Source organism: Streptomyces sp. NBC_00647 (assembly GCF_045207245.1).
Classification (GTDB): Bacteria; Actinomycetota; Actinomycetes; order Streptomycetales; family Streptomycetaceae; genus Streptomyces.
Window position 1 is genome coordinate 5,347,150 of record NZ_CP109040.1, and the last position, 23,608, is coordinate 5,370,757.

Below are 23,608 nucleotides of genomic sequence, written 5' to 3' on the forward strand. Positions count from 1 at the left end.
TCCCCTCACAGGACCTAGCGACACCGAGACAGACGACGAAGGCCAGCAGGGCGACAGCGCCGGCAACAGACGGAGGCGGCAACGGTGAAGATCCGGGTGGAACGCGACGTACTCGCGGAGGCAGTGGCCTGGGCGGCACGCAGCCTCCCGGCCCGTCCGCCGGCGCCTGTACTCGCCGGCTTGCTCCTGAAGGCCGAGGCGGGCGCCCTGAGCCTCTCCAGCTTCGACTACGAGGTCTCGGCGAGGGTCTCCGTGGACGCGGAGATCGACGAGGAGGGCACGGTCCTCGTGTCCGGCCGCCTCCTCGCGGACATCTGCCGCGCACTTCCCAACCGGCCGGTGGAGATTTCCACAGACGGTGTACGGGCGACCGTGGTCTGCGGCTCCTCGCGGTTCACACTCCACACCCTGCCTGTGGAGGAGTACCCGGCCCTGCCGCAGATGCCGTCGGCGACCGGCACCGTCCCCGGTGAGGTCTTCGCCTCGGCGGCGGCCCAGGTGGCCATCGCGGCCGGACGCGACGACACCCTCCCGGTGCTCACCGGTGTGCGCATCGAGATCGAGGGCGACACGGTCACCCTGGCGTCCACCGACCGCTACCGCTTCGCGGTCCGCGAGTTCCTGTGGAAGCCCGAGAACCCCGAGGCGTCCGCGGTCGCCCTGGTGCCCGCCAAGACGCTCCTGGACACCGCCAAGGCCCTCACGAGCGGCGACAGCGTGATCCTGGCGCTGTCGGGCTCCGGTGCGGGCGAGGGCCTGATCGGCTTCGAGGGCGCCGGGCGGCGTACGACCACCCGTCTGCTCGAAGGCGACCTCCCGAAGTACCGCTCGCTGTTCCCGACGGAGTTCAACTCCATCGCCGTCATCGAGACCGCCCCCTTCGTGGAGGCCGTCAAGCGTGTGGCCCTGGTTGCCGAGCGGAACACCCCGGTGCGCCTGAGCTTCGAGCAGGGCGTGCTGATCCTGGAGGCCGGCTCCAGCGACGACGCACAGGCTGTGGAAAGGGTCGACGCCCAGCTGGAGGGTGACGACGTCTCGATCGCCTTCAACCCGACGTTCCTGCTCGACGGCCTGAGCGCCATCGACTCGCCGGTGGCCCAGCTCTCCTTCACGACCTCCACGAAGCCCGCGCTGCTGAGCGGCAGGCCCGCCCTGGACGCCGAGGCGGACGAGGCCTACAAGTACCTGATCATGCCGGTGCGCCTGTCGGGCTGACCCCCGGAGCCCGCCGGTCCCCAGGGCCCGGCGGGCTGCACCGTGGGAGGGCATACGTCTGAGCGGCTATGCCCACAGATGTGCGTGAGTTCCCCCGGTGCCCGAAAGGCGTGGGTGGTACCCCCAGGTCTAGGCTCGGACCCAGGTACGAGAGTGCCCTCACGCCACGTCGCAACCCCTAAGGAACAACTGATGGAGCTCGGTCTCGTCGGCCTCGGCAAGATGGGCGGCAACATGCGCGAGCGGATCCGCCGCGCAGGTCACACCGTCATCGGATACGACCGCAACCCGGACCTCGCCGATGTCCACAGCCTCGAAGAACTTGTGGGCAAGCTCAAGGGCCCGCGCGTGGTGTGGGTCATGGTCCCCGCGGGCGCCGCGACCCAGTCCACCGTCGACGAACTGGCCGCACTGCTGGAGCCGGGCGACGTCGTCGTGGACGGCGGCAACTCCCGCTGGACGGACGACGAGAAGCACGCCGTCGAGCTGGGCATCAAGGGCATCGGATTCGTCGACTGCGGCGTCTCCGGCGGTGTCTGGGGCCTGGAGAACGGCTACGCGCTGATGTACGGCGGCCACGCCGAGCACGTCGCCCAGGCGCAGCCGATCTTCGACGCGCTCAAGCCCGAGGGCGACTTCGGAGCGGTGCACGCCGGCAAGGTCGGCGCGGGCCACTTCGCGAAGATGGTCCACAACGGCATCGAGTACGCCATGATGCAGGCCTACGCCGAGGGCTGGGAGCTGCTCGAGAAGGCCGACTCCGTCACGGACGTGCGGGAGGTCTTCCGTTCCTGGCAGGAAGGCACGGTCATCCGCTCCTGGCTGCTCGACCTCGCCGTCAACGCGCTGGACGAGGACGAGCACCTGGAGAAGCTCAAGGGCTTCGCACAGGACTCCGGCGAGGGCCGGTGGACCGTGGAGGCCGCCATCGACCACGCGGTGCCGCTTCCCGCGATCACCGCGTCGCTCTTCGCCCGCTTCGCCTCGCGGCAGGACGACTCGCCGCAGATGAAGATGATCGCGGCGCTGCGCAACCAGTTCGGCGGCCACGCCGTCGAGAAGGCCTGATCGACGCCCCGGGTTCTCCACACCCGGGGTGACCCGGTTGTCCACAGCCGGGGAAAAACCTGAGGACCGGGGCCCACCCGGACCCCGGGGAGAAACGGAACACCACGCTGGGGGAGGTCGGCGAACGACCATGCACGTCACGCATCTGTCGCTGGCCGACTACCGTTCGTACGCCCGGGTCGAGGTCCCGCTCGACCCGGGCGTCACCGCGTTCGTTGGGCCCAACGGACAGGGCAAGACGAACCTGGTCGAGGCCGTCGGCTATCTCGCCACCCTCGGCAGCCACCGCGTCTCCTCCGACGCGCCGCTCGTCCGCATGGGCGCCGACCGGGCGATCATCCGGGCCAATGTCCGCCAGGGAGAGCGCCAGCAGCTCATCGAGCTGGAGCTGAACCCCGGCAAGGCCAACCGTGCCCGCATCAACAGGTCGTCGCAGGTCAGGCCCCGTGACGTACTCGGCATCGTACGAACCGTCCTGTTCGCGCCCGAGGATCTCGCCCTCATCAAGGGCGACCCCGGAGAGCGGCGCCGGTTCCTGGACGAGATGATCACCGCCCGCTCCCCGCGCATGGCGGGCGTCCGCTCCGACTACGACCGGGTCCTCAAGCAGCGCAACACGCTCCTGAAGTCGGCCGCCCTGGCGCGCCGGCACGGCGGCCGCACCATGGACCTGTCCACGCTCGACGTGTGGGACCAGCACCTCGCGCGCGTGGGCGCCGAACTGCTGGCCCAGCGCCTCGAACTGGTCGCCGCGATCCAGCCGCTGGCCGACAAGGCCTACGAGCAGCTGGCGCCCGGCGGCGGGCCCGTCGCCCTGGAGTACAAGGCGTCCTCGCCCGGCATCACGGGCCACGCGCGCGAGGAGCTCTACGCACAGCTGATGACCGCCCTGGAAGAAGCCCGCAAGCCCGAGATCGAGCGCGGCGTGACCCTCGTAGGACCCCATCGGGACGATCTGGTCCTCAAACTCGGTCAGCTGCCCGCCAAGGGATACGCCTCCCACGGCGAGTCCTGGTCGTACGCGCTGGCGCTGCGCCTGGCCTCGTACGACCTGCTCAGGGCCGAGGGCAACGAGCCGGTGCTGGTCCTCGACGACGTCTTCGCGGAACTCGACAGCCGCAGGCGGGAGCGCCTCGCGGAGCTCGTCGCGCCCGGCGAGCAGGTGCTCGTCACGGCCGCCGTGGACGACGACGTACCGGGCGTCCTGACCGGGACGCGGTACGCCGTGTCCGAAGGCACGGTGGAGCGCGTATGACGGAGAACACATCGGGGCCCGGTGCGGAGGGCGCCGCCGGCGCCGCACCCCTGAAGAAGACCCCCGAGCCCTCCGGCGTCGACCTCGCGCGCGTGGCGCTCCGCGCCGCCAAGGAGCAGGCACGCGCGCGTGGGGACGCGGCCCAGCAGAAGAAACAGGCACGACGCGGCGGCGGCCTGCGCTCCGGCTCGGGTGCCGACCGCCGTGACCCCATGGCGCTCGGGGCCGCCATCAACCGGCTGCTCACCGAGCGCGGCTGGGAGACTCCGGCCGCGGTGGGCGGCGTGATGGGCCGCTGGCCGCAGATCGTCGGGGACGACCTGGCCAAGCACTGCGTTCCGCTGCGCTACGACGACGACCCGGCCGAGCGGGTGCTGACGGTGCAGTGCGACTCGACCGCCTGGGCGACCCAGCTGCGCCTGCTGGCGCCTCAGCTGGTCGCGCGGCTGAACCAGGACCTCGGTCACGGCACGGTGCGCCTGATCAAGGTCCAGGGCCCCGCGGGCCCCCCACGCCGCTTCGGGCCCCTGCGCGCTCCGGGCAGCACGGGCCCCGGCGACACCTACGGGTGACCGGCGTGCGTCGGGCCGTGCGGCGGACCCATCCGGGTGCCGGCCACCGACCCCGGTGATCGCCGGGCCAGCGAGCCGGCGAGCCGGGTGATCGTGACCGCGCCCGGCCGCGAAATCCGGCCGATGGTGAACATGTTCGGGAAGTCGCCCGCTGCCGCATCGGGCCGCCCCGCGCCGACGATCGGGGTGCGCGCCGCCGACGGACGGGCGAGGTGACGACTGTTCGCAGCGCCTTCGAGTCCCGCGACGCCCCCGTCTGTGGAGGACGCGCTGTTCTCTCGGGTCCGCCGCGCGGACGTCCGTGGCCGTTCCGGCCCCCCGGCCGTCGCTGCTCGCTGATGCGGTGATCTGTCGATCGTCCCTGGTCAGAGGTCGATCACGCCCTGAACCGAGTCCGCCGCGGCCGTTCGGCAGGGCTCTGTGCGCCGGGCTCGGGTCGGCCACCGCGAGCAACCGCTCACGGCCGCGGACAGCGACCTGACTCGTCAGTAGCCAAGGGTTGACACCCGGAAGCGCTGAGTGCCGCTGTAAGCCTCTTTGGGCCCGGGTCCGCATATGGGGAGTCGGGCGAGACCTGTTCAGGGCGGCACATGCGGACTCAGGTACCGGCAAACCCCCATCACTGTCGGCGCTACCGGTAGACTGGAAGCTAATCCCGCCCCACTTGTGGGACGCACCGAGCAACGCTGACCAAGGCTTACCAACGCAACACGCCGCAGCCGCTCCGGCCACCCGCCGGGAGTTCGGCTTGTGCTGTGCCAGAAAGGGCGCTTCGTGGCCGATTCCGGCAACCCCAACGAGAACATCCTGTCCACCGACGTCGGCGCAAACGGCGAGGTCACAGCCTCGTACGACGCCAGTGCCATCACCGTCCTCGAGGGTCTGGACGCGGTCCGCAAGCGACCCGGCATGTACATCGGTTCGACCGGTGAGCGTGGACTCCACCACCTCGTGTACGAGGTGGTGGACAACTCGGTCGACGAGGCGCTCGCCGGCCACGCGGACACGATCGAGATCACGATCCTCCCGGACGGCGGCGTGCGCGTCGTCGACAACGGCCGCGGCATCCCGGTGGGCATCGTCGCGTCCGAGGGCAAGCCGGCCCTCGAGGTCGTGCTGACCGTCCTGCACGCGGGCGGCAAGTTCGGCGGCGGCGGCTACGCGGTCTCCGGTGGTCTGCACGGCGTCGGCGTCTCCGTCGTGAACGCCCTGTCGAGCAAGGTCTCCGTCGAGGTCAAGACGGACGGCCACCGCCACACGCAGGACTACAAGATGGGCGTTCCGACCGCCCCGCTGGTCCAGCACGAGGCCACGGACGAGACGGGCACGTCGGTCACCTTCTGGGCCGACGCGGACATCTTCGAGACCACGGAGTACTCCTTCGAGACGCTCTCGCGGCGCTTCCAGGAGATGGCGTTCCTCAACAAGGGTTTGACGATCAAACTCACTGATGAGCGCGATTCGGCGAAGGCCGTCGCCGGGGCGGACGAGGCGGGCGCCGACGAGAAGGACGAAGTCAAGACCGTCACGTACCACTACGAAGGCGGCATCGTCGACTTCGTGAAGTACCTCAACTCCCGCAAGGGAGAAGCGGTGCACCCCACCGTCATCGACCTCGAAGCCGAGGACAAGGACAAGAGCCTGTCCCTCGAGGTCGCGATGCAGTGGAACAGCGGCTACAGCGAGGGCGTGTACTCCTTCGCCAACATCATCCACACGCACGAGGGCGGTACGCACGAGGAAGGCTTCCGTGCGGCGCTGACCTCGCTCATCAACAAGTACGCGCGCGACAAGAAGCTGCTTCGCGAGAAGGACGACAACCTCACGGGTGACGACATCCGCGAGGGTCTGACCGCGATCATCTCGGTCAAGCTGAGCGAGCCTCAGTTCGAGGGCCAGACCAAGACCAAGCTGGGCAACACGGAGGCGAAGACCTTCGTCCAGAAGGCGGTCTACGAGCACCTCAACGACTGGCTGGACCGCAACCCGGTCGAGGCCGCGGACATCATCCGCAAGTCCATCCAGGCGGCCACCGCGCGCGTGGCGGCCCGCAAGGCGCGTGACCTCACCCGCCGCAAGGGTCTTCTGGAGTCGGCGTCCCTGCCGGGCAAGCTCTCCGACTGCCAGTCGAACGACCCCACCAAGTGCGAGATCTTCATCGTCGAGGGTGACTCCGCCGGCGGCTCGGCCAAGTCCGGCCGCAACCCGCAGTACCAGGCGATCCTCCCGATCCGAGGAAAGATCCTCAACGTCGAGAAGGCGCGGATCGACAAGATCCTGCAGAACCAGGAGATCCAGGCACTGATCTCCGCCTTCGGCACCGGAGTCCACGAGGACTTCGACATCGCGAAGCTCCGCTATCACAAGATCATTCTGATGGCGGACGCCGACGTCGACGGCCAGCACATCAACACTCTGCTGCTGACCTTCCTGTTCCGCTTCATGCGGCCGCTGGTCGAGGCCGGGCACGTCTTCCTGTCCCGCCCGCCGCTGTACAAGATCAAGTGGGGCCGGGACGACTTCGAGTACGCGTACTCGGACCGCGAGCGCGACGCGCTGATCGAGCTCGGCCGCCAGGCGGGCAAGCGCGTCCGTGAGGACTCGATCCAGCGCTTCAAGGGTCTCGGTGAGATGAACGCCGAGGAACTGCGCATCACGACCATGGACCAGGAGCACCGCGTCCTCGGCCAGGTCACGCTCGACGACGCCGCCCAGGCCGACGACCTGTTCTCGGTCCTCATGGGCGAGGACGTCGAGGCGCGCCGCGCGTTCATCCAGCGCAATGCCAAGGACGTCCGCTTCCTCGACATCTGAGTCGGTCTCAGCTGACCGCGTCAGAAAGGATCTTCACCAGCAATGACCGACGAGAACACGCCGATCAATCCTGAAGCGGGCGACATCGCCATGCGCATCGAGCCCGTCGGGCTCGAGACCGAGATGCAGCGCTCGTACCTCGACTACGCGATGTCCGTCATCGTGTCGCGCGCGCTGCCCGACGTACGGGACGGTCTCAAGCCCGTCCACCGCCGCGTCCTGTACGCCATGTACGACGGCGGCTACCGGCCCGAGAAGGGCTTCTACAAGTGCGCCCGTGTCGTCGGCGACGTCATGGGTACCTACCACCCGCACGGCGACTCCTCGATCTACGACGCGCTGGTCCGCCTCGCGCAGCCGTGGTCGATGCGGATGCCGCTGGTGGACTCCAACGGCAACTTCGGCTCTCCCGGCAACGACCCGGCCGCCGCCATGCGGTACACCGAGTGCAAGCTGAAGCCGCTGTCCATGGAGATGGTCCGCGACATCGACGAGGAGACCGTCGATTTCACGGACAACTACGATGGCCGCAACCAGGAGCCGACGGTCCTGCCGGCCCGCTTCCCGAACCTGCTGATCAACGGCTCGGCGGGCATCGCGGTCGGTATGGCCACCAACATCCCGCCGCACAACCTGCGCGAGGTCGCGGCCGGCGCCCAGTGGTACCTGGAGAACCCCGAGGCCTCCCACGAGGAGCTTCTGGACGCCCTGATCGAGCGCATCAAGGGCCCCGATTTCCCGAGCGGTGCCCTGGTGGTGGGCCGCAAGGGCATCGAGGAGGCGTACCGCACGGGCCGTGGCTCCATCACGATGCGCGCGGTCGTCGACGTCGAGGAGATCCAGAACCGCCAGTGCCTGGTGGTCACCGAACTCCCGTACCAGGTCAACCCCGACAACCTCGCCCAGAAGATCGCCGACCTGGTCAAGGACGGCAAGGTCGGCGGCATCGCGGACGTACGGGACGAGACCAGCTCCCGTACCGGCCAGCGGCTCGTGATCGTGCTCAAGAGGGACGCCGTCGCCAAGGTCGTCCTGAACAACCTCTACAAGCACACCGACCTGCAGACGAACTTCGGCGCGAACATGCTGGCGCTCGTCGACGGTGTGCCGCGCACCCTCTCCCTGGACGCGTTCATCCGCCACTGGGTGACGCACCAGATCGAGGTCATCGTCCGCCGGACGAAGTTCCGGCTGCGCAAGGCCGAGGAGCGCGCGCACATCCTGCGCGGCCTCCTGAAGGCCCTGGACGCCATCGACGAGGTCATCGCGCTCATCCGGCGCAGTGACACCGTGGAGATCGCGCGAGAGGGCCTCATGGGCCTCCTGGAGATCGACGAGATCCAGGCCAACGCGATCCTCGAGATGCAGCTGCGCCGACTGGCCGCCCTGGAGCGCCAGAAGATCATCCAGGAACACGACGAGCTCCAGGCCAAGATCCGCGAGTACAACGAGATCCTCGCCTCGCCGGTCCGCCAGCGCGGCATCATCAGCGAGGAGCTCGCCGCGATCGTCGAGAAGTTCGGCGACGACCGCCGCTCCAAGCTGGTGCCCTTCGACGGTGACATGTCCATCGAGGACCTGATCGCCGAAGAGGACATCGTCGTCACCATCACGCGCGGCGGCTACATCAAGCGCACCAAGACGGAGGACTACCGCTCGCAGAAGCGGGGCGGCAAGGGCGTCCGCGGCACGAAGCTGAAGCAGGACGACATCGTCGACCACTTCTTCGTGTCGACGACGCACCACTGGCTGCTGTTCTTCACCAACAAGGGCCGCGTGTACCGCGCCAAGGCGTACGAGCTTCCGGACGCCGGCCGGGACGCGCGCGGCCAGCACGTCGCCAACCTGCTGGCCTTCCAGCCGGACGAGGCGATCGCCGAGATCCTCGCGATCCGCGACTACGAGGCGGCGCCCTATCTGGTGCTGGCCACGAAGGGCGGACTGGTCAAGAAGACGCCGCTCAAGGATTACGATTCGCCCCGCGCGGGCGGCGTCATCGCGATCAACCTTCGTGAGACGGAGGACGGATCCGACGACGAACTGATCGGAGCCGAACTTGTATCCGCCGAGGATGATCTGCTCCTGATCAGCAAGAAGGCGCAGTCGATCAGGTTCACCGCGACGGATGACGCTTTGCGACCGATGGGCCGTGCGACCTCGGGCGTCAAGGGCATGAGCTTCCGCGGGAGCGATGAGCTGCTCTCGATGAATGTTGTTCGACCCGGTACGTTCGTGTTCACTGCCACAGACGGTGGGTACGCGAAGCGGACCGCCGTCGACGAGTACCGCGTCCAGGGTCGCGGCGGCCTCGGTATCAAGGCCGCCAAGATCGTCGAGGACCGCGGTTCTCTCGTCGGCGCGCTGGTGGTCGAGGAGACCGATGAGATCCTCGCCATCACACTGTCCGGTGGTGTGATTCGTACGCGAGTCAACGAGGTCAGGGAGACGGGCCGTGACACCATGGGCGTCCAACTGATCAACCTGGGCAAGCGCGATGCCGTGGTCGGTATCGCTCGTAACGCCGAGGCCGGTCGTGAGGCGGAGGAAGTCGACGGCGTGGACGCCGTGGACGAGAACGCCGAAGGCATCGAGGCCGTCGGTACGGAAGAGGGCGAGCCGTCCTCGGCCGAGTAGCGCGAGGAGTGAGTCATCGTGAGCGGAGCCACGGGCGCCGGATCGACCGGTACGGAAACGGACGGCGGCCGTGGCACCGCCATGGATGCGACTGACTCCCATGATTCTCATGGATCCCAGGGGGGAACTGTGACGGACACCCGAGGCCAGCAGGCCCAGCAGTACGCGGGCGGGCAGGGGGCCCCGGTCGGGGCGCCCGCGGCGCCGAGCGCGCCGACGGCGGGCCCGGCGGCGCCGGCATCGCCGCTGCCCGGCGAGCGGCCGGGACAGCAGCCCGCACAGCCGTACCACCCGCCGCAGGCCTATCCGGCGCAGCCGCCGTCGGGCGCGGTCCGCCGGCCGCGCACCGGTGCGCGGACCACGCCGCGGACGCGCAAGGCGCGGCTGCGGGTGGCCAAGGCCGACCCGTGGTCGGTGATGAAGGTCAGTTTCCTGCTCTCCATCGCGCTCGGCATCTGCACGATCGTGGCGGCCGCGGTGCTGTGGATGGTCATGGACGCGATGGGCGTGTTCTCGACCGTCGGCGGCACGATCTCCGAGGCGACGGGCTCGAACGAGTCGAACGGTTTCGACCTGCAGTCGTTCCTCTCGCTCCCGCACGTCCTGATGTTCACCTCGGTCATCGCGGTCATCGACGTGGTCCTCGCGACCGCTCTGGCGACGCTCGGAGCGTTCATCTACAACCTCTCCGCCGGCTTCGTCGGCGGCGTCGAGCTGACGCTCGCCGAGGACGAGTGAGCGCCCGCTCAAACGGCCTCTGACTATCGATTTTGGGACTGGCCGCGTCGTGCGCTAATCTTCAGAGGTCAGCGCGCGGGACACACACCGCAAAGCGCGGCGGGGCTATAGCTCAGTTGGTTAGAGCGCATCCCTGATAAGGATGAGGCCACAGGTTCAAATCCTGTTAGCCCCACAGCATGAAGGCCCTCAACCGATTCCGGTTGGGGGTCTTTGCGTTTCCCGCGGGGGGAGGCCATGACGAGCGTGCGGGTTCCCTGGCCGACCGTGAACGGTCCGGCGGGATGCACCGTCACGATGACGATTCCTGGGAAAGCGCGAAGCCGGACGGAGCCCTCAAGGAGCGGGTCCTGCTTGTGGGGATCGCGAATCCCGGACACCAGGTTCGGATGGTGCGCGGGGGCGGGGAGGGCGTTCGGCCGCCGGAGCAGCTGAAGGCGCCGAGGCTCGTGCCCGTGGGCGCTCGTGAGGCACGTCTTCACCGCGCCCTACGGGCCCTCCTGCCGAGGAGCCGGTCCGCGAGGCGTGGCGCGCGCCGGAAGGCTCACTGCGGGCGGTTCACGGCGGTGCAACGTCGAAGGCCCGGCGACTCGTCCGAGTCGCCGGGCCTCTGCCCTGGGTGCTTTGTACGCAAGTTCGCCGCTACGTCAGGGTGTCCGTGAGGGGTTGAGGGGTGCGCGAAGGCCCATGAAGGACCACGCGAAGGGGCGCGTGTGCGAGGAGGAGGCGCGAGAGGGCGCGGGGTTCGGAAAGGTGCAGGGGGTTGTTCCCCGTGCTTTCCGTTCGTGCTCTGCCGGGGACGGTGTCCCGTACCGGCCACGCGTGCTCTGCCGGGGACGGTGTCCGTTGCCGGCCACGCGTACTCGGCCAGGGACGAGGTCCCGTACCGGCTGTCCGAACTCGGCCGGGGCCGGCGTTCTGTGCTGTCATTCACCGGTACTGAGCCAGGAGCGGGGTTTCGTACTCACCGCCGGCCTGTACCGACTTCGACTCCTCGTGCGGTGCTCCCCGAGCGTCTCAGCGCTGGAGCGGTGCTACGGCCGCGAGGGGTGCCAGGAGCTCCGTGTCGGGCGCCGCGAGGGCCTCGGGCTCGGAGCAGGCGTCGGGGCCGGCCAGGCCTTCAGGATCGCCGAGGGCGGGATCCGTCGTCTCGTCGTCCGCCGGTGCGCGGTGGCGGCAGCTGGGCGAGGAGCCGTGTGCCTCGGCGCGGATGCGTTGCTTCATCGTGGGAGGCAGGGCCCGACTGTAGGACCAGGCCCAGGCCCAGGGAGCCATCGCCGGGGCGGTCACGGACGTCTCGGTGTTGCGGGCCGGGCCGGCCTGCGGTACCGCGGCGGCCGCGGTGGTCGTGATGAGTCCGAGCGTCGTGCACAGCGCCAGGAAGGCGGTGATGACGGCGGTCCACAGCTTCATGACCTTGTTCTGGGTCACGGCCCCTCACTTTCGGGTCGGGCGATTTGCGTACTTTCCTCATGATGTGTATGCGGGCCGCGAAGTGGTGGACCAACGCCCGTGGCGCGTTGATGTTCAGATGAACACCACCCGGATGGTCGCAAGAGACCGGAAAAGTCCGTAGATGCCATCGAAAGTCACTGTCTGTGATGTGCGATCACCCTGAGATCGGAGTGGTCGTCTCCCGTTCTACTGCTGTGTGCGGGGCCGCAGTTGGGTGCCGATCCAGGTCACCGATCGATATCGGTCGGTGTGTATAGTCGGGCGCCAGAGGTCCCCTACGTCAACGAAAGACGAGGTCGCGCGGTGAAGAAGCTTCTCCTGGTCGCACTGGCCGCCATCGGCGGGCTCCTCGTGTACCGCCAGATCCAGGCGGATCGCGCCGAGCAGGATCTGTGGACGGAGGCGACTGACTCCGTGCCCACGGGTTCGTGAGTACCGACAACAGTCTCGGAGCAGACCCCGGCCGCCTCGCGGTCGGGGTTTTGTGTTTCCCGGAGCCCCGTCGCTTCACGAAAGCGAGCGAATCGGTGGCACGGGCAAAAGTGACGGCCTTGCAGCCGCCGGCTTTCGGCCGCTCCCACTGATAGCTCGGGTGCCGCGGTGGCCGACGAGGCAGGATGGTCCGCGCCAGGGGGCTACGACGAGGGGTGGCGCGTGATGGGGCGGCGCACGGAAGGCGGGCGTGTCCAGGGCCGGTGTGCGGGGTCGTGGCACGGCCGGATGCTCACGGCCACGGCGGCAGCGGCCGCGCTGTGCGTGACCCTCGCGCCCGCAGGCCCGGCCGCGGCTTCCGAGCCCGCCGCCGCGCGAACCACCGCCGAGGACGCGAGGACGGCCGCCGACGGTACGCCCGAGCCGTACTCCTTCGCGGAGGGCGCCACCACCGTCAAAGGCACCGCGGACACGACCTACTCCGTACGACTCGAGCCGGGCCACACGTACAAGAGCTCCATCGGGCCTGCGGGCAGGGACGGCAGGCTCTACTACCGTCTCGAACTCGACGCCGACTCCAGCGCGTACGTCGCCGCCACCGCCGTCCCCCGGCCCGGTGCGACGGTCTCCTATGCGGACGGCCTCAAGGTCGCTCTGCAGGACGGCAACGGCCGCAACTGTTCCTCCTCCGGCACCGCCCACTTCGGCGCCACCCAGAGCCCGCACCCCATCGCCGCCTCGGCGTCCCGCGAAACGGGCGGCAAGCAGTACGCCTGCCGGACGGCGGGAACGTACTACGTGGTCGTCGAACGCTCCGGAGCGGCGGGTGCGTCGAGGACGACGGATCCGGCCGCCACGGCGCCTTCCTCGTCCCGCGCCTGGGACCTGGAGCTCAGCTATGTGTCGGAGCCCGGTCTGAAGAAGGCTCCCGGTTCGACGAAGGCCCCGGAAGCCTGGAACTCCGCGTCGCCCGACGCCCTTGCGGGGGTCTCGAAGCACCGCAGCGGCGGCGCCGGGTTCAGCAGGGCCCGCTCTCTGAGCCAGGGAATCTGGGACGACGAGATCAGCCCCGGGCAGACGCGCTTCTACAAGGTGCCGGTCGACTGGGGACAGCGGTTCTATGCCACCGCGGACCTGGGCAGTTCGGGCCGCGGCGACGGTTATGTGGGCACCGCCCTCACCATGTCTCTCTACAACCCCGTGCGCGGCTTCGTCGACGACGTCGGTTCCGGATACGACGGCAGCCAGCGCTCCGCCGCGCTCGACCCCCTGCCTCCCGTCGCCTATGAGAACCGCTTCGCCCTCAACAACCATGTGAGTGCGATGCGGTTCGCGGGTTCCTACTACCTCGTGGTCCATCTCGCCGCGCAGATCGCCGACCGCTTCGGCGAGGGGCCCTTCGGGCTGACCCTGCGGGTGCGCGTGGCCGGAGCGGCGGGGACGGGACCCGCTTACGCGGGGGCGGCGGACCCCAGAGACGTGTTCGACGTTCCGGCGGGGGACTCCGACGACGCGACCGACGACCGCACGGGGGGCGGGACGGCCGGTACCGGCGCCGGTGGCAGCGGCGACGACGGCCGGATGGGCACCATGGAACTGATCGCCGCGGGGGGTATCGGGACGGGAAGCCTGCTGATGCTGACGCTCGGGATGTGGACCGTGGCCGCGCGCCGCCGGGCGGCGCGGACCGTCAGGACCGCACCGGAAGACGCGGACACCGCTTCGGCCCAGCTGCCCGCACCGGCGCCGGCACCTTGGGAACACGGGGCGACACGCGGCTGGTAGCGCTCCTCGTCCGGATCGCGGGTCGGGTGGGGCAGGGATCTTCCTGGGCTGGGGCTTCTCCCGCGGGCTTCGGTGGCGGTGGCGCCCGGGACCGTTCGCGCCGCCTCTCAGGCTTGTGCCAGTGCCCGGATCAGATGCGGCTCAGTGCCCAGAACCCCACCGCGAAACAGGCCAGCGCGAGCAGCAGCATCGGCACCGCGACCTTGGCGGGCGGCCCCGGGCGCGGCCGTGCGCGCCTTCTGTGGCGCACCGGAACTGCCCCCGTCCGAGGCGGAACCTGGACGGACCGAGCGGTGTATGAAGCAGTAGAGGCGTATGCGTGCTGCGGCATCGCGGCGGACGGGGCCGGGGGCCGATCGGGGGAGGGCACTTGCGTAGGAGTGGGTGTGGTCGGGGGCGTAGGCGTCGGAGTCGGGTCGAACGACTGGGGGTAGAGCGGAGCCGACCTCGGCAGGGCGAGCGGGACCGAGGTGGGGGGAGTGGGCGTCTGCGTCTCCTGCCACGCCTGCTGGGGCTGCTGCTGTTTCGGTGGATGCTGGGGCTGGTGGGATGGAAACTCGGCCTGCTCCCGCCGCTGGGAGTCGGTGGAGGAAGAGATCTGCGGCGGCGGCAGATGGAAGCTGCCGGTGTCCGACATCGAGGGCGGCTGGGAAGGGGTCCCGTCGGTGGGGTCCGGAGGTGTGTCGTCGGGGGCGGCAAGAGATCGCGCGTCCTCGGAGAAGTGCCGAGCCTGTACGCCGTCGTCGGCGGTCAGTCGCCCGCGTTCGCGGCCAGGCTGAGCTCGCGCTCCCTCGGAGGCGGGCTGAGCCCGTACGCCGTCCTGAGCCCGTACGCCGTCCTGAGCGGGCCACGGATCCTGGGCGGCCTGGGCAGAGCCCTGCCTGCCGTCGGGGGAAAGAGATTCCGGGAGTACGTCTCCGGTGCCGAGGTCCGGATACCCCGCCTCGCCACCGGGACCAGGCCGGACGCTCCTGGGGAGGAGCCCCCGCGCTCCCGAGCCGAGGTCGGAACCGGATGCCTCGCCAGGGGTGGGCACCGAGGCCGAGGCAGGAAGGGAGCCCCTGCCGGAGCGGGGGTCAGGGGCGAGGCTTGGGCCGGAGTCGGATCTGGAGCCTGAGCCTGAGTGGGGGTGGGATTCGGCTCCGAGGTCGGAGCCTGAGCCTGGGTCGGCATCGGCGCCAGTGCCGGTGTCGGAGCCTGTGCCGGCATCGATGCCTGTGTTCGTGCCGATGCCGGCGCCTGTGCCGGTGCCGGTGATCGGAGCGGAATCGTGTGGGGAGTCGGAGTCCGCGTCCGTGAAGGTGCCGGAGTCGATGTCGGTGTCGGGCCACGAAGGCGTGCTGTCCGGGCCGGGGTGAGCGGCTGTGGAGTCCGGATGTCCGCGGGAGGACAGAGTCCGTGCGTTCCGGCCCGAAGCGGTTCCCGGCTCCAGGGGTCCCGCCGGGCCGAACCCCTCAGGCAGTGGCCCGAGTTGGTCGAAGACCTCGATCAGTTCGTCGTCGGGTCCGGGCTCGGGGAGCAGTTCGACGGCTGCGGCAAGGGCCTTGCGCGCCCCTGTGGCGGTGCGGAAGCGAGCGTGCGGATCCGGTTGGAGGAGCATCGCCACGACCTGCCACAGAGGCTCGGGTATGCCCCGCGGGGCGGACGGCGTGCCGTGCTCGGCGAAGTATTCGATCAGCGCCTTGGCGTCGGGCTTGGCGCCTTCCAGGAGGTACAGGGCGACCAGCCCCACGGCGAACAGGTCGGCGGGGAAGTCGGGTTCGGAGCCGAGCATCTGCTCGGGGGCGAAGTAACCCGGCGTTCCCACCACGTAGTTGGTCTCGGTGAGCCGCGGTTCGCCCAGCCGCATCGCGATGCCGAAATCGGACAGACGCAACCGCGGCCGGGCCGTGCCGGTCGCTTCGAGAAGCACGTTCGCGGGCTTGATGTCCCGGTGTACGACTCCCTCCGCGTGCACGGCGGTGAGGCCTGCCAGGAGCTGGTCGACCAGCGTGCAGACGAAGAGGGGAGGCAGCGGGCCGTAGTCGTTGACCAGGTGGACCAGCGAGCCCCCGGCGACCAGGTCCATGGTGAACAGGACCTTGTCGTCGTCGGCGGCCCAGCTGGCGGGAGCCAGTACGTGCGGATGGTCGATCCGCAGCGCCTGCTCCCGCACGAATCGCAGCAACGCGTGCGCGTCGCTCTGCTGCAACACCTTGGCGGCCACATAGCGGCGCCGCCGGTGGTCCCAGGCGCGCCACACCGCACCGACTCCCCCGCGCCCGATCGGGTCGACCAGTTCGTACCGGCCTGCGAAGACCTCACCCATGGTCGTGCGTCGCTCCCCTTCGGCGGTCGGTCCGGAGACCTCTTCCGAGGCGCCCGGCTGCCTGACGTGTGGCGGCTGGAAGGTGTCACAGGCCTCCAGCGACGGGCGGTCGGCGGCCGGGCGATCGGCTCAGCTCTGGTGGGACTGGTAGTGCGCGACCGCGTCAGAGGTACGGCCGGCGCCGTAGACCCGGAGGAACTCTGCCAGTTCCGGGTGGGTCGGGGCGAGGGTGTCCGCCGCGTCGATGATGTCTCCGGCGGCTGCCACCGAGCGCAGCAGCGACTGGATCTCGCGGACCACCCGCTTGACCGTCGGGGCTCCCGAACTGGTCGTGGACTGCGTGGTGTTGCTGAGCACCGATCCCCCCTGGGACTTCTTGATCTCGTCCATCCGCTCGGTCGCCTCGGCGGCGCTGACGCTTCCGTCGGCGACCTGCCCCGCCAGGTCCTGCAGGAGCTGTACGCGCTGGACCACCGCGGGATTGCCGATCTTGGCACGCTGACCGCTCATCAGCTGCGACAACATGGGTGCGGACAGGCCCAGCACCCCGGCAAGACGCGCCTGGTTCAGACCCAGGTCCTCTATGAGCCTACGGAAGAGCGCCCCCAGCGGCTCCCCGTACCAGTTCCGCTGCAGCTCCCGGGCTCTCGCGGTTGCTTCCTGCTGTGCGGCGTCCATTGCGTCTCCCCATCGCTTCCCCAAGTACCGCGGTTCGCGACAGCGAACCACGTCGAGCATCTTACGGAGAGTGGTCGTCCACGGGGACCCCCATCTTTTTGCGAGATCCCGGGGGTGACCCGGTACTCTGGTCTGCGGCGCCCGTCGACAGATGGATCCTGTGGTCGGACGCTCCTCTTACGGGGCCTTAGCTCAGTTGGTAGAGCGCTGTCTTTGCATGGCAGATGTCAGGGGTTCGACTCCCCTAGGCTCCACACCTCGAACCGGTCAGACGCCCGACAACGGCGACTGGCCGGTTTTTGTATGTCCCCTTTTCGTCCGGGCGCGGGCTTGCGGTGAGGTGGTCCCGGGCAGGGCGAAGGCCGGCGTGCGCGCCCTCGGTGACGTGTGTCACAGGATGCCGCTTTGCAGGCGTTGCAGTTCTTTGCGCAAACAGATGGCCGGAACGAGGCCTGTGGCTCCGCTGTGTGGGCGGCCGGAGCGCCGCCGATGGGTCGAGGGGTCGGCCGGGGCCCTTGCGTGAGCTGCCGTGCAGGCTGTCGAGTAACCGGTTCGGCGCATTCCGTCAACAACATCTCCACCGATGCTGCACACCAGGACCGTTGCAAACGTCATCGTGAGCGGTGCGGGTAAATCCGCCCCGGGTTGTTCGCGACCCCTCGCTCCGCCGTTCCACGTGAAACATCGCCGCGGGGCAGGAGACCGTCAAGTCTCCTGCCCCGCGGCGATGTTGGGTCGGTTCAGCGACGGTCGTCGCGCTCCGCCGCCTCTTCCTCGGCCTCCTTGGCCTGGACCTCGGGGTCCAGCGCGGACTGGCCGCTCCCGTCGACCGACGTGAGCCGCCCGGCTTCGGGCACCTCGGTCGCGGCCGGGGGTTCGACGAGCCAGTCGGGGTTGGCCTGCTTGTCCCACCACTTCCAGGCGGCGAAAGCGCCACCCGCCAGAATCCCCAGCACGGCCAGCCCCTTCACGAGACGGCCGGCCCTCGCCCGCCGTTCGTGCTTGCGGAGCAGCTTCTGGATCTCCTGCGGTGAGACCTGGCCGCGCAGTGCGGCGATGGCGGCCACACCGCGTGCCGCTGCCTCCTCCCGAACGGGCTGGGCCGCGGCCACCGCCTGCTCGATCCTCGGCCTGGAATAGTCGGCTGCCTGACGAGCCGCCTTGCGGGTGCGGACGGCCGCCTCCTGGGCGGCTTGGTCGACCTTCGGCGGCACATGGGTACGGGCCTGCTCAAGGCGCGGCGCGAGATAGGCGTCGTACTGGACGCGGGCCTGTTCGGCGGCCTGCGACACCTTCGGCGCGAGCCGTACGCGTGCTTCGCTCGCGTAGTACGAAGCCCTGTCCTTGGCCGTGTCGGCGTAAGGCGCCACCACTTCCGCGGCGTGCAGCACGCTGTCCTTCGCCGAGCCGGTCGCGGCGCGCACGCTGTCGATGCGGGTCACGGGTTTCCTCCTCCTCGGTGGCGTACGTCGGGGGTTTCAGGTACCCCCAATGACACAGAGTTCACCTTTCCACCCCTATGGGGATCATGCCCGCCCAAGTGATCCGGGGCATGTGAGGGCGGGCATCCGTGTCACGGGTGCCGACTCCCGGGGACTCCCTAGACGGAGCCGGTCAGGTGTCGATCAAGTGAGATAGCGGATTAATACGGGGCAACGGGAGCTTGTCGTCGACAATGCCACGGATCGCCTCCGCCCGCCCCCGTCCCGGAGCGACTCGACCGGATTTCTCGAAAGGCGGCGTCCGCATGTTCGTGCGGAGGTGGCGGTCAGGGGCTGAGCAGGCCGGTCCGTGCGAGGATCGGAGCGTCAAGAGAAGGCAACGGAAGGCAGATCGTGGCCGAGCAGCTTTACGCCACCCTGAAGACCAACCAAGGCGACATCGAAATCCGGCTCCTGCCGAACCACGCGCCCAAGACGGTCCGGAACTTCGTCGAGCTCGCCAAGGGTGAGCGTGAGTGGGTCAACCCGGAGACGGGTGTGAAGTCCACGGACAAGCTGTACGACGGCACGGTCTTCCACCGGGTGATCAGCGGTTTCATGATCCAGGGCGGTGACCCGCTGGGCAACGGCACGGGCGGCCCCGGCTACCAGTTCGAGGACGAGTTCCACCCGGACCTCGCCTTCAACAAGCCCTACCTGCTGGCCATGGCCAACGCCGGCCCGGGCACCAACGGCTCGCAGTTCTTCATCACCGTCTCCCCGACGGCCTGGCTGACCCGCAAGCACACCATTTTCGGTGAGGTCACGGACGCGGCCAGCCAGAAGGTCGTGGACGCCATCGCCGGCGCCCAGACCAACCCGCGCACCGACCGCCCGGTCAACGACGTCGTCATCGAGTCGGTCGTCGTCGAGACCCGCGAGGGCTGAGCCCGCGCCGGACTCCTTCGTCCGTGAGCCCGAAGGGTCCCGCAGGGAACCAAACGCCCCGTTCATCCGTAAGGATGGACGGGGCGGTGCCTTGCGCACCCGGACCCGGTGTGAGCGCGTGCGAGCCGCCGTACGGAGATTGAGGGGACCCCATGGACCAGCCGCCCGGCAGCCCGCAGGGCCCGCGGGACAAGGGACCGCAGGACGCCCAGAACCTGCCCGGTTGCTACCGGCACCCGGACCGTGAGACAGGCGTCCGCTGCACCCGCTGCGAGCGCCCGATCTGCCCCGAGTGCATGGTCAGCGCCTCCGTCGGCTTCCAGTGCCCCGACTGTGTACGCGGCGGCTCCGGCACCGGTCACGCCCCGGCGGCCACCCAGCCCCGCACCCTCGCGGGCGGCACGGTCGCTTCGGACCCCCGACTCGTCACCAAGGTGCTGATCGGCCTCAACCTGGCCTTCTATCTCGTCCAGCTCTCGGTGGGCGACGCCTTCACCGACCGCTTCACCCTGTTCGGCCGTGCCTGGCTCTCCGGCGATATCCAGGGCGTGGCCGAAGGCCAGTGGTACCGGATGCTGACGTCGATGTTCCTGCACGGCAGCGCCATGCACATCATCTTCAACATGCTCAGCCTGTGGTGGGTCGGCGGTCCCCTGGAGGCGGCTCTCGGCCGCGCCCGCTTCATCGCCCTCTACTTCATCTCGGGTCTCGCGGGCAGCGCGCTCTGCTACCTCCTCGCCGACGCCGACCAGCCGTCGCTCGGCGCCTCCGGCGCGATCTTCGGTCTGTTCGGCGCCACCGCGGTGCTGATGCGCCGGCTCAACTACGACATGCGCCCGATCATCGCCCTGCTGGTGATCAATCTGATCTTCACCTTCGGGTGGAGCAACATCGCCTGGCAGGCGCACATCGGAGGCCTGGTCGCCGGTGTCGTGGTCGGCTACGCGATGGTTCACGCACCGCTTGAGCGGCGGAACCTCGTCCAGTACGGGGTCTGCGCGCTGATGCTGGTCGTGGTGGTCGCCACGACCTTGATCAGGACCGCTCAGCTCACCTGAGGACGCGGTGGGCTCACCTGAGAAGTGATGTTGTCCACAGACTATGGCGGATCTTGTGCACCCTGTTCGGGAACAGCTGTGCCCCCTGTCACTGACCCGAGTTTCCCCAGGTCGGACAGGGGGCGAACAGGTTTCCGGATGCCGGTTAGATCAGTCACACCGGCGTCAACCGCGGATGAGTTATCCACAGATCGTCTTTCTTTTCCACCTGTGGACAACTGCTGTGGATAACTCAGTGGAAAACCGTGGGCAGAGCTGCCGGCCCGGCTGTTCCCAGGTGAGCGAAGACGGTCACTTCCACTGCGTGGAGACGCCGAATCCGGCCGCGATGAAGCCGAAACCGACCACGATGTTCCAGTTGTCGAGCGCGTCGATCGGCAGCGAGCCGTCCGTCACGTAGAAGACAACGATCCAGGCGAGACCGATGAGGAACATGGCCAGCATGACCGGGGCGACCCAGGTGTTGCTGGTCAGCTTGATGTTGGACGCCTGCTTCGCCGGGGGCGGCGTGTAGTCGGCCTTCTTGCGGATACGTGACTTCGGCACGAGGGTCTCTCCTGTCGATGCGCTGCGTGGCCGCGCAGGGAACTGGGGCGGGCTCCGGGGCAGCGTACAAGGGGACACTGAGTGCTCCCCCGGGCGTCCGTTAGCGTAGTGCTTCCGCGGCGCCGAAGGAGATAAGGGTACGTTGAGCAATTCTGCCGACTCCCCCAGGACGGATTCCAGTCCTGGCGGTACGCGCCGTTTCCGGCCCGTACGTGTCCTCACGGCCGCCGTCTTCGCTCTCGCCGGTCTCATCTTCTTCATGAGCTTCGATACCGCCAAGGGTACGAACATCCGTACGGATGCGTCCATGCTGAAGCTCTCCGACCTGATTCAGGAGCGGAGCCACAAGAACGCGACGCTGGACGAGTCCAACGGGACCCTGCGCGACGACGTGGACACCCTCGCCGGTCGCGAGGACGGCAGCAGCGAGGCCGAGGACGCCAAGCTCGCGGCGCTGGAGAAGAACGCGGGCACCCAGAAGCTCAAGGGCAAGGCCGTCACGGTCACGCTCAATGACGCCCCGCCGAACGCGACGGCGAAGCTTCCCGGCTACCCCGAGCCGCAGCCCGACTACCTCGTCATCCATCAGCAGGACCTTCAGGCGGTGGTGAACGCTCTGTGGCAGGGCGGCGCCCAGGGCATCAAGGTGATGGACCAGCGGCTGATCTCCACCAGCGCGGTGCGCTGTGTCGGCAACACCCTGATTCTCCAGGGCCGCGTCTACTCGCCTCCGTACAAGATCACCGCCATCGGTGACCCGCAGAAGCTCCAGAAGGCGCTCGCCGCCTCTCCGGCGATCCAGAACTACATGGTCTACGTCAACGTCTACGGGCTCGGCTGGAAAGTCGAGGAGGACGGGACGGTGACTCTTCCCGGCTACTCGGGCACAGTGGATCTCCACTACGCGAAGCCCGTGGAGTGAGCACCTGACTTCGCGGCGCAGTGGGCGAAGCCTGTGGAGCGAGCTGCCGCCGGGGGGACCTTGTGTCGGTGCGAGTGGTCGTCAGGACGATCAGTGAGCTGTGCATCACCGTCGGCACCCTGATCGTGCTCTTCGTGATCTATGTGCTGTTCTGGACGGGCGTGAAGGCCGACAGCGCCATGGACCACCAGATCGATGTGCTCCAGAAGCAGTGGTCGAGGGGAGCGGCGGCCCAGGAGTCGACGGCCCCGCCGGACTCCCCGGCATCCTCGGACCCCTCCGGCACCGGGGACGCGTCGGGCGCCCCGGGTGGCACCGGTGCCACGGCGACCGAGAGCCCGAAGGCGCCGGGCCCCTACAGGTACGGCGGACCGTTCGCGGTCATGTACATCCCGCGGCTTGGTTTCACGTGGAACAAGCCCGTGCTCGAAGGCACCGCCACGCAGGTCCTGAAGAAGGGCCTCGGCCACTACCGGGGCACCGCCCAGCTCGGCCAGGAGGGCAATTTCTCGGTCGCCGGTCACCGGCGTACGTACGGCGATCCCTTCAAGGACTTTCCCGAGCTTCGCCGGGGTGACGCGGTGGTGCTGACGGACGGGACGACCTGGTTCACCTATCGGATCGACAAAGGCCCCTACAAAACGGTGCCCTCCGACATTGAGGTGATCGACCCTGTGCCACGTAAGTCCGGGTATACGCGTCCGGGGCGCTATCTCACGCTGACCACGTGCGATCCGGAGTGGGGCCACAGTCACCGGTTGATCGTCTGGGCACACCTTGATTCCACACAGCCCGTGGAGGCAGGGAAACCGGCGGCTCTGCGCCGTTAGTCTGTTGGCGTACGGCGACGGAAGGGACGGCATGTACGGCTGGATCTGGCGGCATCTGCCGGGGAGCGTATGGGTGAAGGCCCTGGTCTCGCTCGTGCTCGTCCTGGCAGTGGTCTACGTGCTCTTCCAGTACGTCTTTCCCTGGGCCGAACCGCTGCTGCCCTTCAACGATGTGACGGTGGACAACCAGTGAGCACGCGCATCCTCGTTGTGGACAACTACGACAGCTTCGTCTTCAACCTGGTCCAGTACCTGTACCAGTTGGGCGCCGAGTGCGAGGTGTTGCGCAACGACGAGGTGTCGACCGCGCACGCCCAGGACGGCTTCGACGGTGTGCTCCTGTCCCCGGGGCCCGGCGCTCCCGAACAGGCCGGGGTCTGCATCGACATGGTCCGGCACTGTGCCGCGACCGGGGTTCCCGTCTTCGGCGTCTGTCTCGGGATGCAGTCGATGCAGGTGGCGTACGGCGGTGTGGTCGACCGCGCGCCCGAGCTGTTGCACGGAAAGACCTCGCTCGTGGAGCACCAGGGCCAGGGCGTCTTCGCCGGCCTCCCGTCGCCCTTCACGGCGACCCGCTACCACTCGCTGGCGGCCGAGCCGGACACGGTCCCGGCCGAGCTGGAGGTCACGGCCCGTACGCACGACGGAATCGTCATGGGCCTCAGACACCGTGAACTGCCCGTCGAGGGTGTGCAGTTCCATCCCGAGTCGGTGCTGACCGAGCACGGTCATCGGATGCTCGCCAACTGGCTGCTCGAGTGCGGGGACAAGGTGGCCGTGGCGAGGTCGGCGGGGCTCGCCCCGGTGGTGGGCAGGGCCACGGCGTGACCGCGCTGCGCCCCGAGCGCGACAGCTCCCCCTATGGCGGCGAGGCCGCTTACGGGGGCGCCGGGGCGTTCGAGGGCGCGGGTGCCCAGGCCTATGCGGGC

General features: G+C 68.9%; 19 protein-coding genes, 2 tRNA genes and 1 pseudogene. 17 read left to right on the forward strand and 5 right to left on the reverse strand.

Annotation, left to right across the window (positions count from 1 at the left end):
• Positions 1-84: 84 nt before the first annotated feature.
• The 8 genes from dnaN to OG788_RS23525 all read left to right on the forward strand — a co-directional run bounded on the left by dnaN (position 85) and on the right by OG788_RS23525 (position 10,471).
• Positions 85-1,215 carry a DNA polymerase III subunit beta gene (gene dnaN, locus OG788_RS23490; protein WP_406373244.1) on the forward strand — a complete coding sequence of 377 codons (1,131 nt, stop codon included), beginning with the start codon at positions 85-87 and terminating at the stop codon, positions 1,213-1,215.
• Positions 1,216-1,407: 192 nt separating this feature from the next.
• Positions 1,408-2,283: a phosphogluconate dehydrogenase (NAD(+)-dependent, decarboxylating) gene (gene gnd / locus OG788_RS23495; protein ID WP_406373246.1), complete on the forward strand. Its 876-nt coding sequence runs from the start codon at positions 1,408-1,410 to the stop codon at positions 2,281-2,283.
• A 130-nt stretch (positions 2,284-2,413) separates the two neighbouring features.
• Positions 2,414-3,538 (forward strand): DNA replication/repair protein RecF, encoded by a 1,125-nt coding sequence (gene recF, locus OG788_RS23500; RefSeq protein ID WP_406373248.1) that lies wholly within the window; start codon positions 2,414-2,416, stop codon positions 3,536-3,538.
• Entirely contained in the window at positions 3,535-4,110 is a 576-nt protein-coding gene (locus tag OG788_RS23505) for a DUF721 domain-containing protein (protein WP_406373250.1), read from the forward strand. The genes recF and OG788_RS23505 overlap by 4 nt, the downstream gene beginning before the upstream one ends.
• Before the next feature lie 750 nt (positions 4,111-4,860).
• On the forward strand, positions 4,861-6,924 hold the full coding sequence (gene gyrB / locus OG788_RS23510; RefSeq protein ID WP_351536183.1) for a DNA topoisomerase (ATP-hydrolyzing) subunit B: 2,064 nt from the start codon (positions 4,861-4,863) through the stop codon (positions 6,922-6,924).
• A 42-nt stretch (positions 6,925-6,966) separates the two neighbouring features.
• Complete coding sequence (gyrA, locus tag OG788_RS23515) at positions 6,967-9,558, forward strand: DNA gyrase subunit A (protein WP_351536186.1); 2,592 nt, start codon at positions 6,967-6,969, stop codon at positions 9,556-9,558.
• A gap of 18 nt (positions 9,559-9,576) precedes the next feature.
• Positions 9,577-10,296 carry a DUF3566 domain-containing protein gene (locus OG788_RS23520; RefSeq protein ID WP_406373253.1) on the forward strand — a complete coding sequence of 240 codons (720 nt, stop codon included), beginning with the start codon at positions 9,577-9,579 and terminating at the stop codon, positions 10,294-10,296.
• A gap of 101 nt (positions 10,297-10,397) precedes the next feature.
• Positions 10,398-10,471, forward strand: a tRNA-Ile gene (locus OG788_RS23525).
• An 842-nt stretch (positions 10,472-11,313) separates the two neighbouring features.
• Here OG788_RS23525 and OG788_RS23530 read toward each other — a convergent pair.
• Positions 11,314-11,727, reverse strand: coding sequence for a DUF6344 domain-containing protein (locus OG788_RS23530; RefSeq protein ID WP_351536191.1), 414 nt, complete (start codon positions 11,725-11,727; stop codon positions 11,314-11,316).
• Between the two features lie 327 nt (positions 11,728-12,054).
• Between OG788_RS23530 and OG788_RS23535 the strand changes: the two genes are divergently transcribed.
• Both OG788_RS23535 and OG788_RS23540 read left to right on the forward strand, forming a co-directional pair.
• Positions 12,055-12,183 (forward strand): DLW-39 family protein, encoded by a 129-nt coding sequence (locus OG788_RS23535; protein WP_003999697.1) that lies wholly within the window; start codon positions 12,055-12,057, stop codon positions 12,181-12,183.
• A gap of 288 nt (positions 12,184-12,471) precedes the next feature.
• Positions 12,472-13,968 (forward strand): hypothetical protein, encoded by a 1,497-nt coding sequence (locus OG788_RS23540; protein ID WP_406373255.1) that lies wholly within the window; start codon positions 12,472-12,474, stop codon positions 13,966-13,968.
• A gap of 1,419 nt (positions 13,969-15,387) precedes the next feature.
• On the opposite strand, the pseudogene OG788_RS23545 reads toward OG788_RS23540, so the two are convergent.
• Positions 15,388-16,276, reverse strand: a pseudogene (locus tag OG788_RS23545) (serine/threonine-protein kinase); the annotation flags it as partial.
• Positions 16,277-16,405: 129 nt separating this feature from the next.
• Entirely contained in the window at positions 16,406-16,954 is a 549-nt protein-coding gene (locus tag OG788_RS23550) for a transcriptional regulator (protein ID WP_037614940.1), read from the reverse strand.
• Positions 16,955-17,135: 181 nt separating this feature from the next.
• On the opposite strand from OG788_RS23550, the gene OG788_RS23555 reads away from it, so the two are divergent.
• A tRNA-Ala gene (locus OG788_RS23555) sits at positions 17,136-17,208 on the forward strand.
• A gap of 486 nt (positions 17,209-17,694) precedes the next feature.
• Here OG788_RS23555 and OG788_RS23560 read toward each other — a convergent pair.
• On the reverse strand, positions 17,695-18,396 hold the full coding sequence (locus OG788_RS23560) for a DUF5324 family protein (RefSeq protein ID WP_406373257.1): 702 nt from the start codon (positions 18,394-18,396) through the stop codon (positions 17,695-17,697).
• Positions 18,397-18,789: 393 nt separating this feature from the next.
• On the opposite strand from OG788_RS23560, the gene OG788_RS23565 reads away from it, so the two are divergent.
• Together OG788_RS23565 and OG788_RS23570 are read left to right on the forward strand one after the other, a co-directional pair.
• On the forward strand, positions 18,790-19,323 hold the full coding sequence (locus OG788_RS23565; protein ID WP_266760632.1) for a peptidylprolyl isomerase: 534 nt from the start codon (positions 18,790-18,792) through the stop codon (positions 19,321-19,323).
• A gap of 152 nt (positions 19,324-19,475) precedes the next feature.
• Positions 19,476-20,381 (forward strand): rhomboid family intramembrane serine protease, encoded by a 906-nt coding sequence (locus OG788_RS23570; RefSeq protein ID WP_406373259.1) that lies wholly within the window; start codon positions 19,476-19,478, stop codon positions 20,379-20,381.
• A gap of 291 nt (positions 20,382-20,672) precedes the next feature.
• Here OG788_RS23570 and crgA read toward each other — a convergent pair whose 3' ends face one another.
• Positions 20,673-20,927 (reverse strand): cell division protein CrgA, encoded by a 255-nt coding sequence (gene crgA / locus OG788_RS23575; RefSeq protein ID WP_266760634.1) that lies wholly within the window; start codon positions 20,925-20,927, stop codon positions 20,673-20,675.
• 142 nt (positions 20,928-21,069) lie between these two features.
• Between crgA and OG788_RS23580 the strand changes: the two genes are divergently transcribed.
• The 4 genes from OG788_RS23580 to OG788_RS23595 all read left to right on the forward strand — a co-directional run bounded on the left by OG788_RS23580 (position 21,070) and on the right by OG788_RS23595 (position 23,507).
• Positions 21,070-21,849, forward strand: a complete 780-nt coding sequence (locus OG788_RS23580; protein WP_351536205.1) for a DUF881 domain-containing protein — start codon at positions 21,070-21,072, stop codon at positions 21,847-21,849.
• A gap of 68 nt (positions 21,850-21,917) precedes the next feature.
• On the forward strand, positions 21,918-22,679 hold the full coding sequence (locus tag OG788_RS23585) for a class E sortase (protein ID WP_406373260.1): 762 nt from the start codon (positions 21,918-21,920) through the stop codon (positions 22,677-22,679).
• A 31-nt stretch (positions 22,680-22,710) separates the two neighbouring features.
• On the forward strand, positions 22,711-22,872 hold the full coding sequence (locus tag OG788_RS23590) for a hypothetical protein (protein ID WP_356747096.1): 162 nt from the start codon (positions 22,711-22,713) through the stop codon (positions 22,870-22,872).
• Positions 22,869-23,507, forward strand: coding sequence for an aminodeoxychorismate/anthranilate synthase component II (locus OG788_RS23595; RefSeq protein WP_356747098.1), 639 nt, complete (start codon positions 22,869-22,871; stop codon positions 23,505-23,507). The genes OG788_RS23590 and OG788_RS23595 overlap by 4 nt, the downstream gene beginning before the upstream one ends.
• Positions 23,508-23,608: the final 101 nt, after the last annotated feature.

What these genes read in the sequence shown, in the direction of transcription:
- gnd (WP_406373246.1), top strand. Translation starts at nt 1,408, where the DNA reads ATGGAGCTCGGTCTCGTCGGCCTCGGCAAGATGGGCGGCAACATGCGC.
- recF (WP_406373248.1), top strand. Translation starts at nt 2,414, where the DNA reads ATGCACGTCACGCATCTGTCGCTGGCCGACTACCGTTCGTACGCCCGG.
- OG788_RS23505 (WP_406373250.1), top strand. Translation starts at nt 3,535, where the DNA reads ATGACGGAGAACACATCGGGGCCCGGTGCGGAGGGCGCCGCCGGCGCC.
- gyrA (WP_351536186.1), top strand. Translation starts at nt 6,967, where the DNA reads ATGACCGACGAGAACACGCCGATCAATCCTGAAGCGGGCGACATCGCC.
- OG788_RS23540 (WP_406373255.1), top strand. Translation starts at nt 12,472, where the DNA reads ATGCTCACGGCCACGGCGGCAGCGGCCGCGCTGTGCGTGACCCTCGCG.
- OG788_RS23550 (WP_037614940.1), bottom strand. Translation starts at nt 16,954, where the DNA reads ATGGACGCCGCACAGCAGGAAGCAACCGCGAGAGCCCGGGAGCTGCAG.
- OG788_RS23570 (WP_406373259.1), top strand. Translation starts at nt 19,476, where the DNA reads ATGGACCAGCCGCCCGGCAGCCCGCAGGGCCCGCGGGACAAGGGACCG.
- OG788_RS23590 (WP_356747096.1), top strand. Translation starts at nt 22,711, where the DNA reads ATGTACGGCTGGATCTGGCGGCATCTGCCGGGGAGCGTATGGGTGAAG.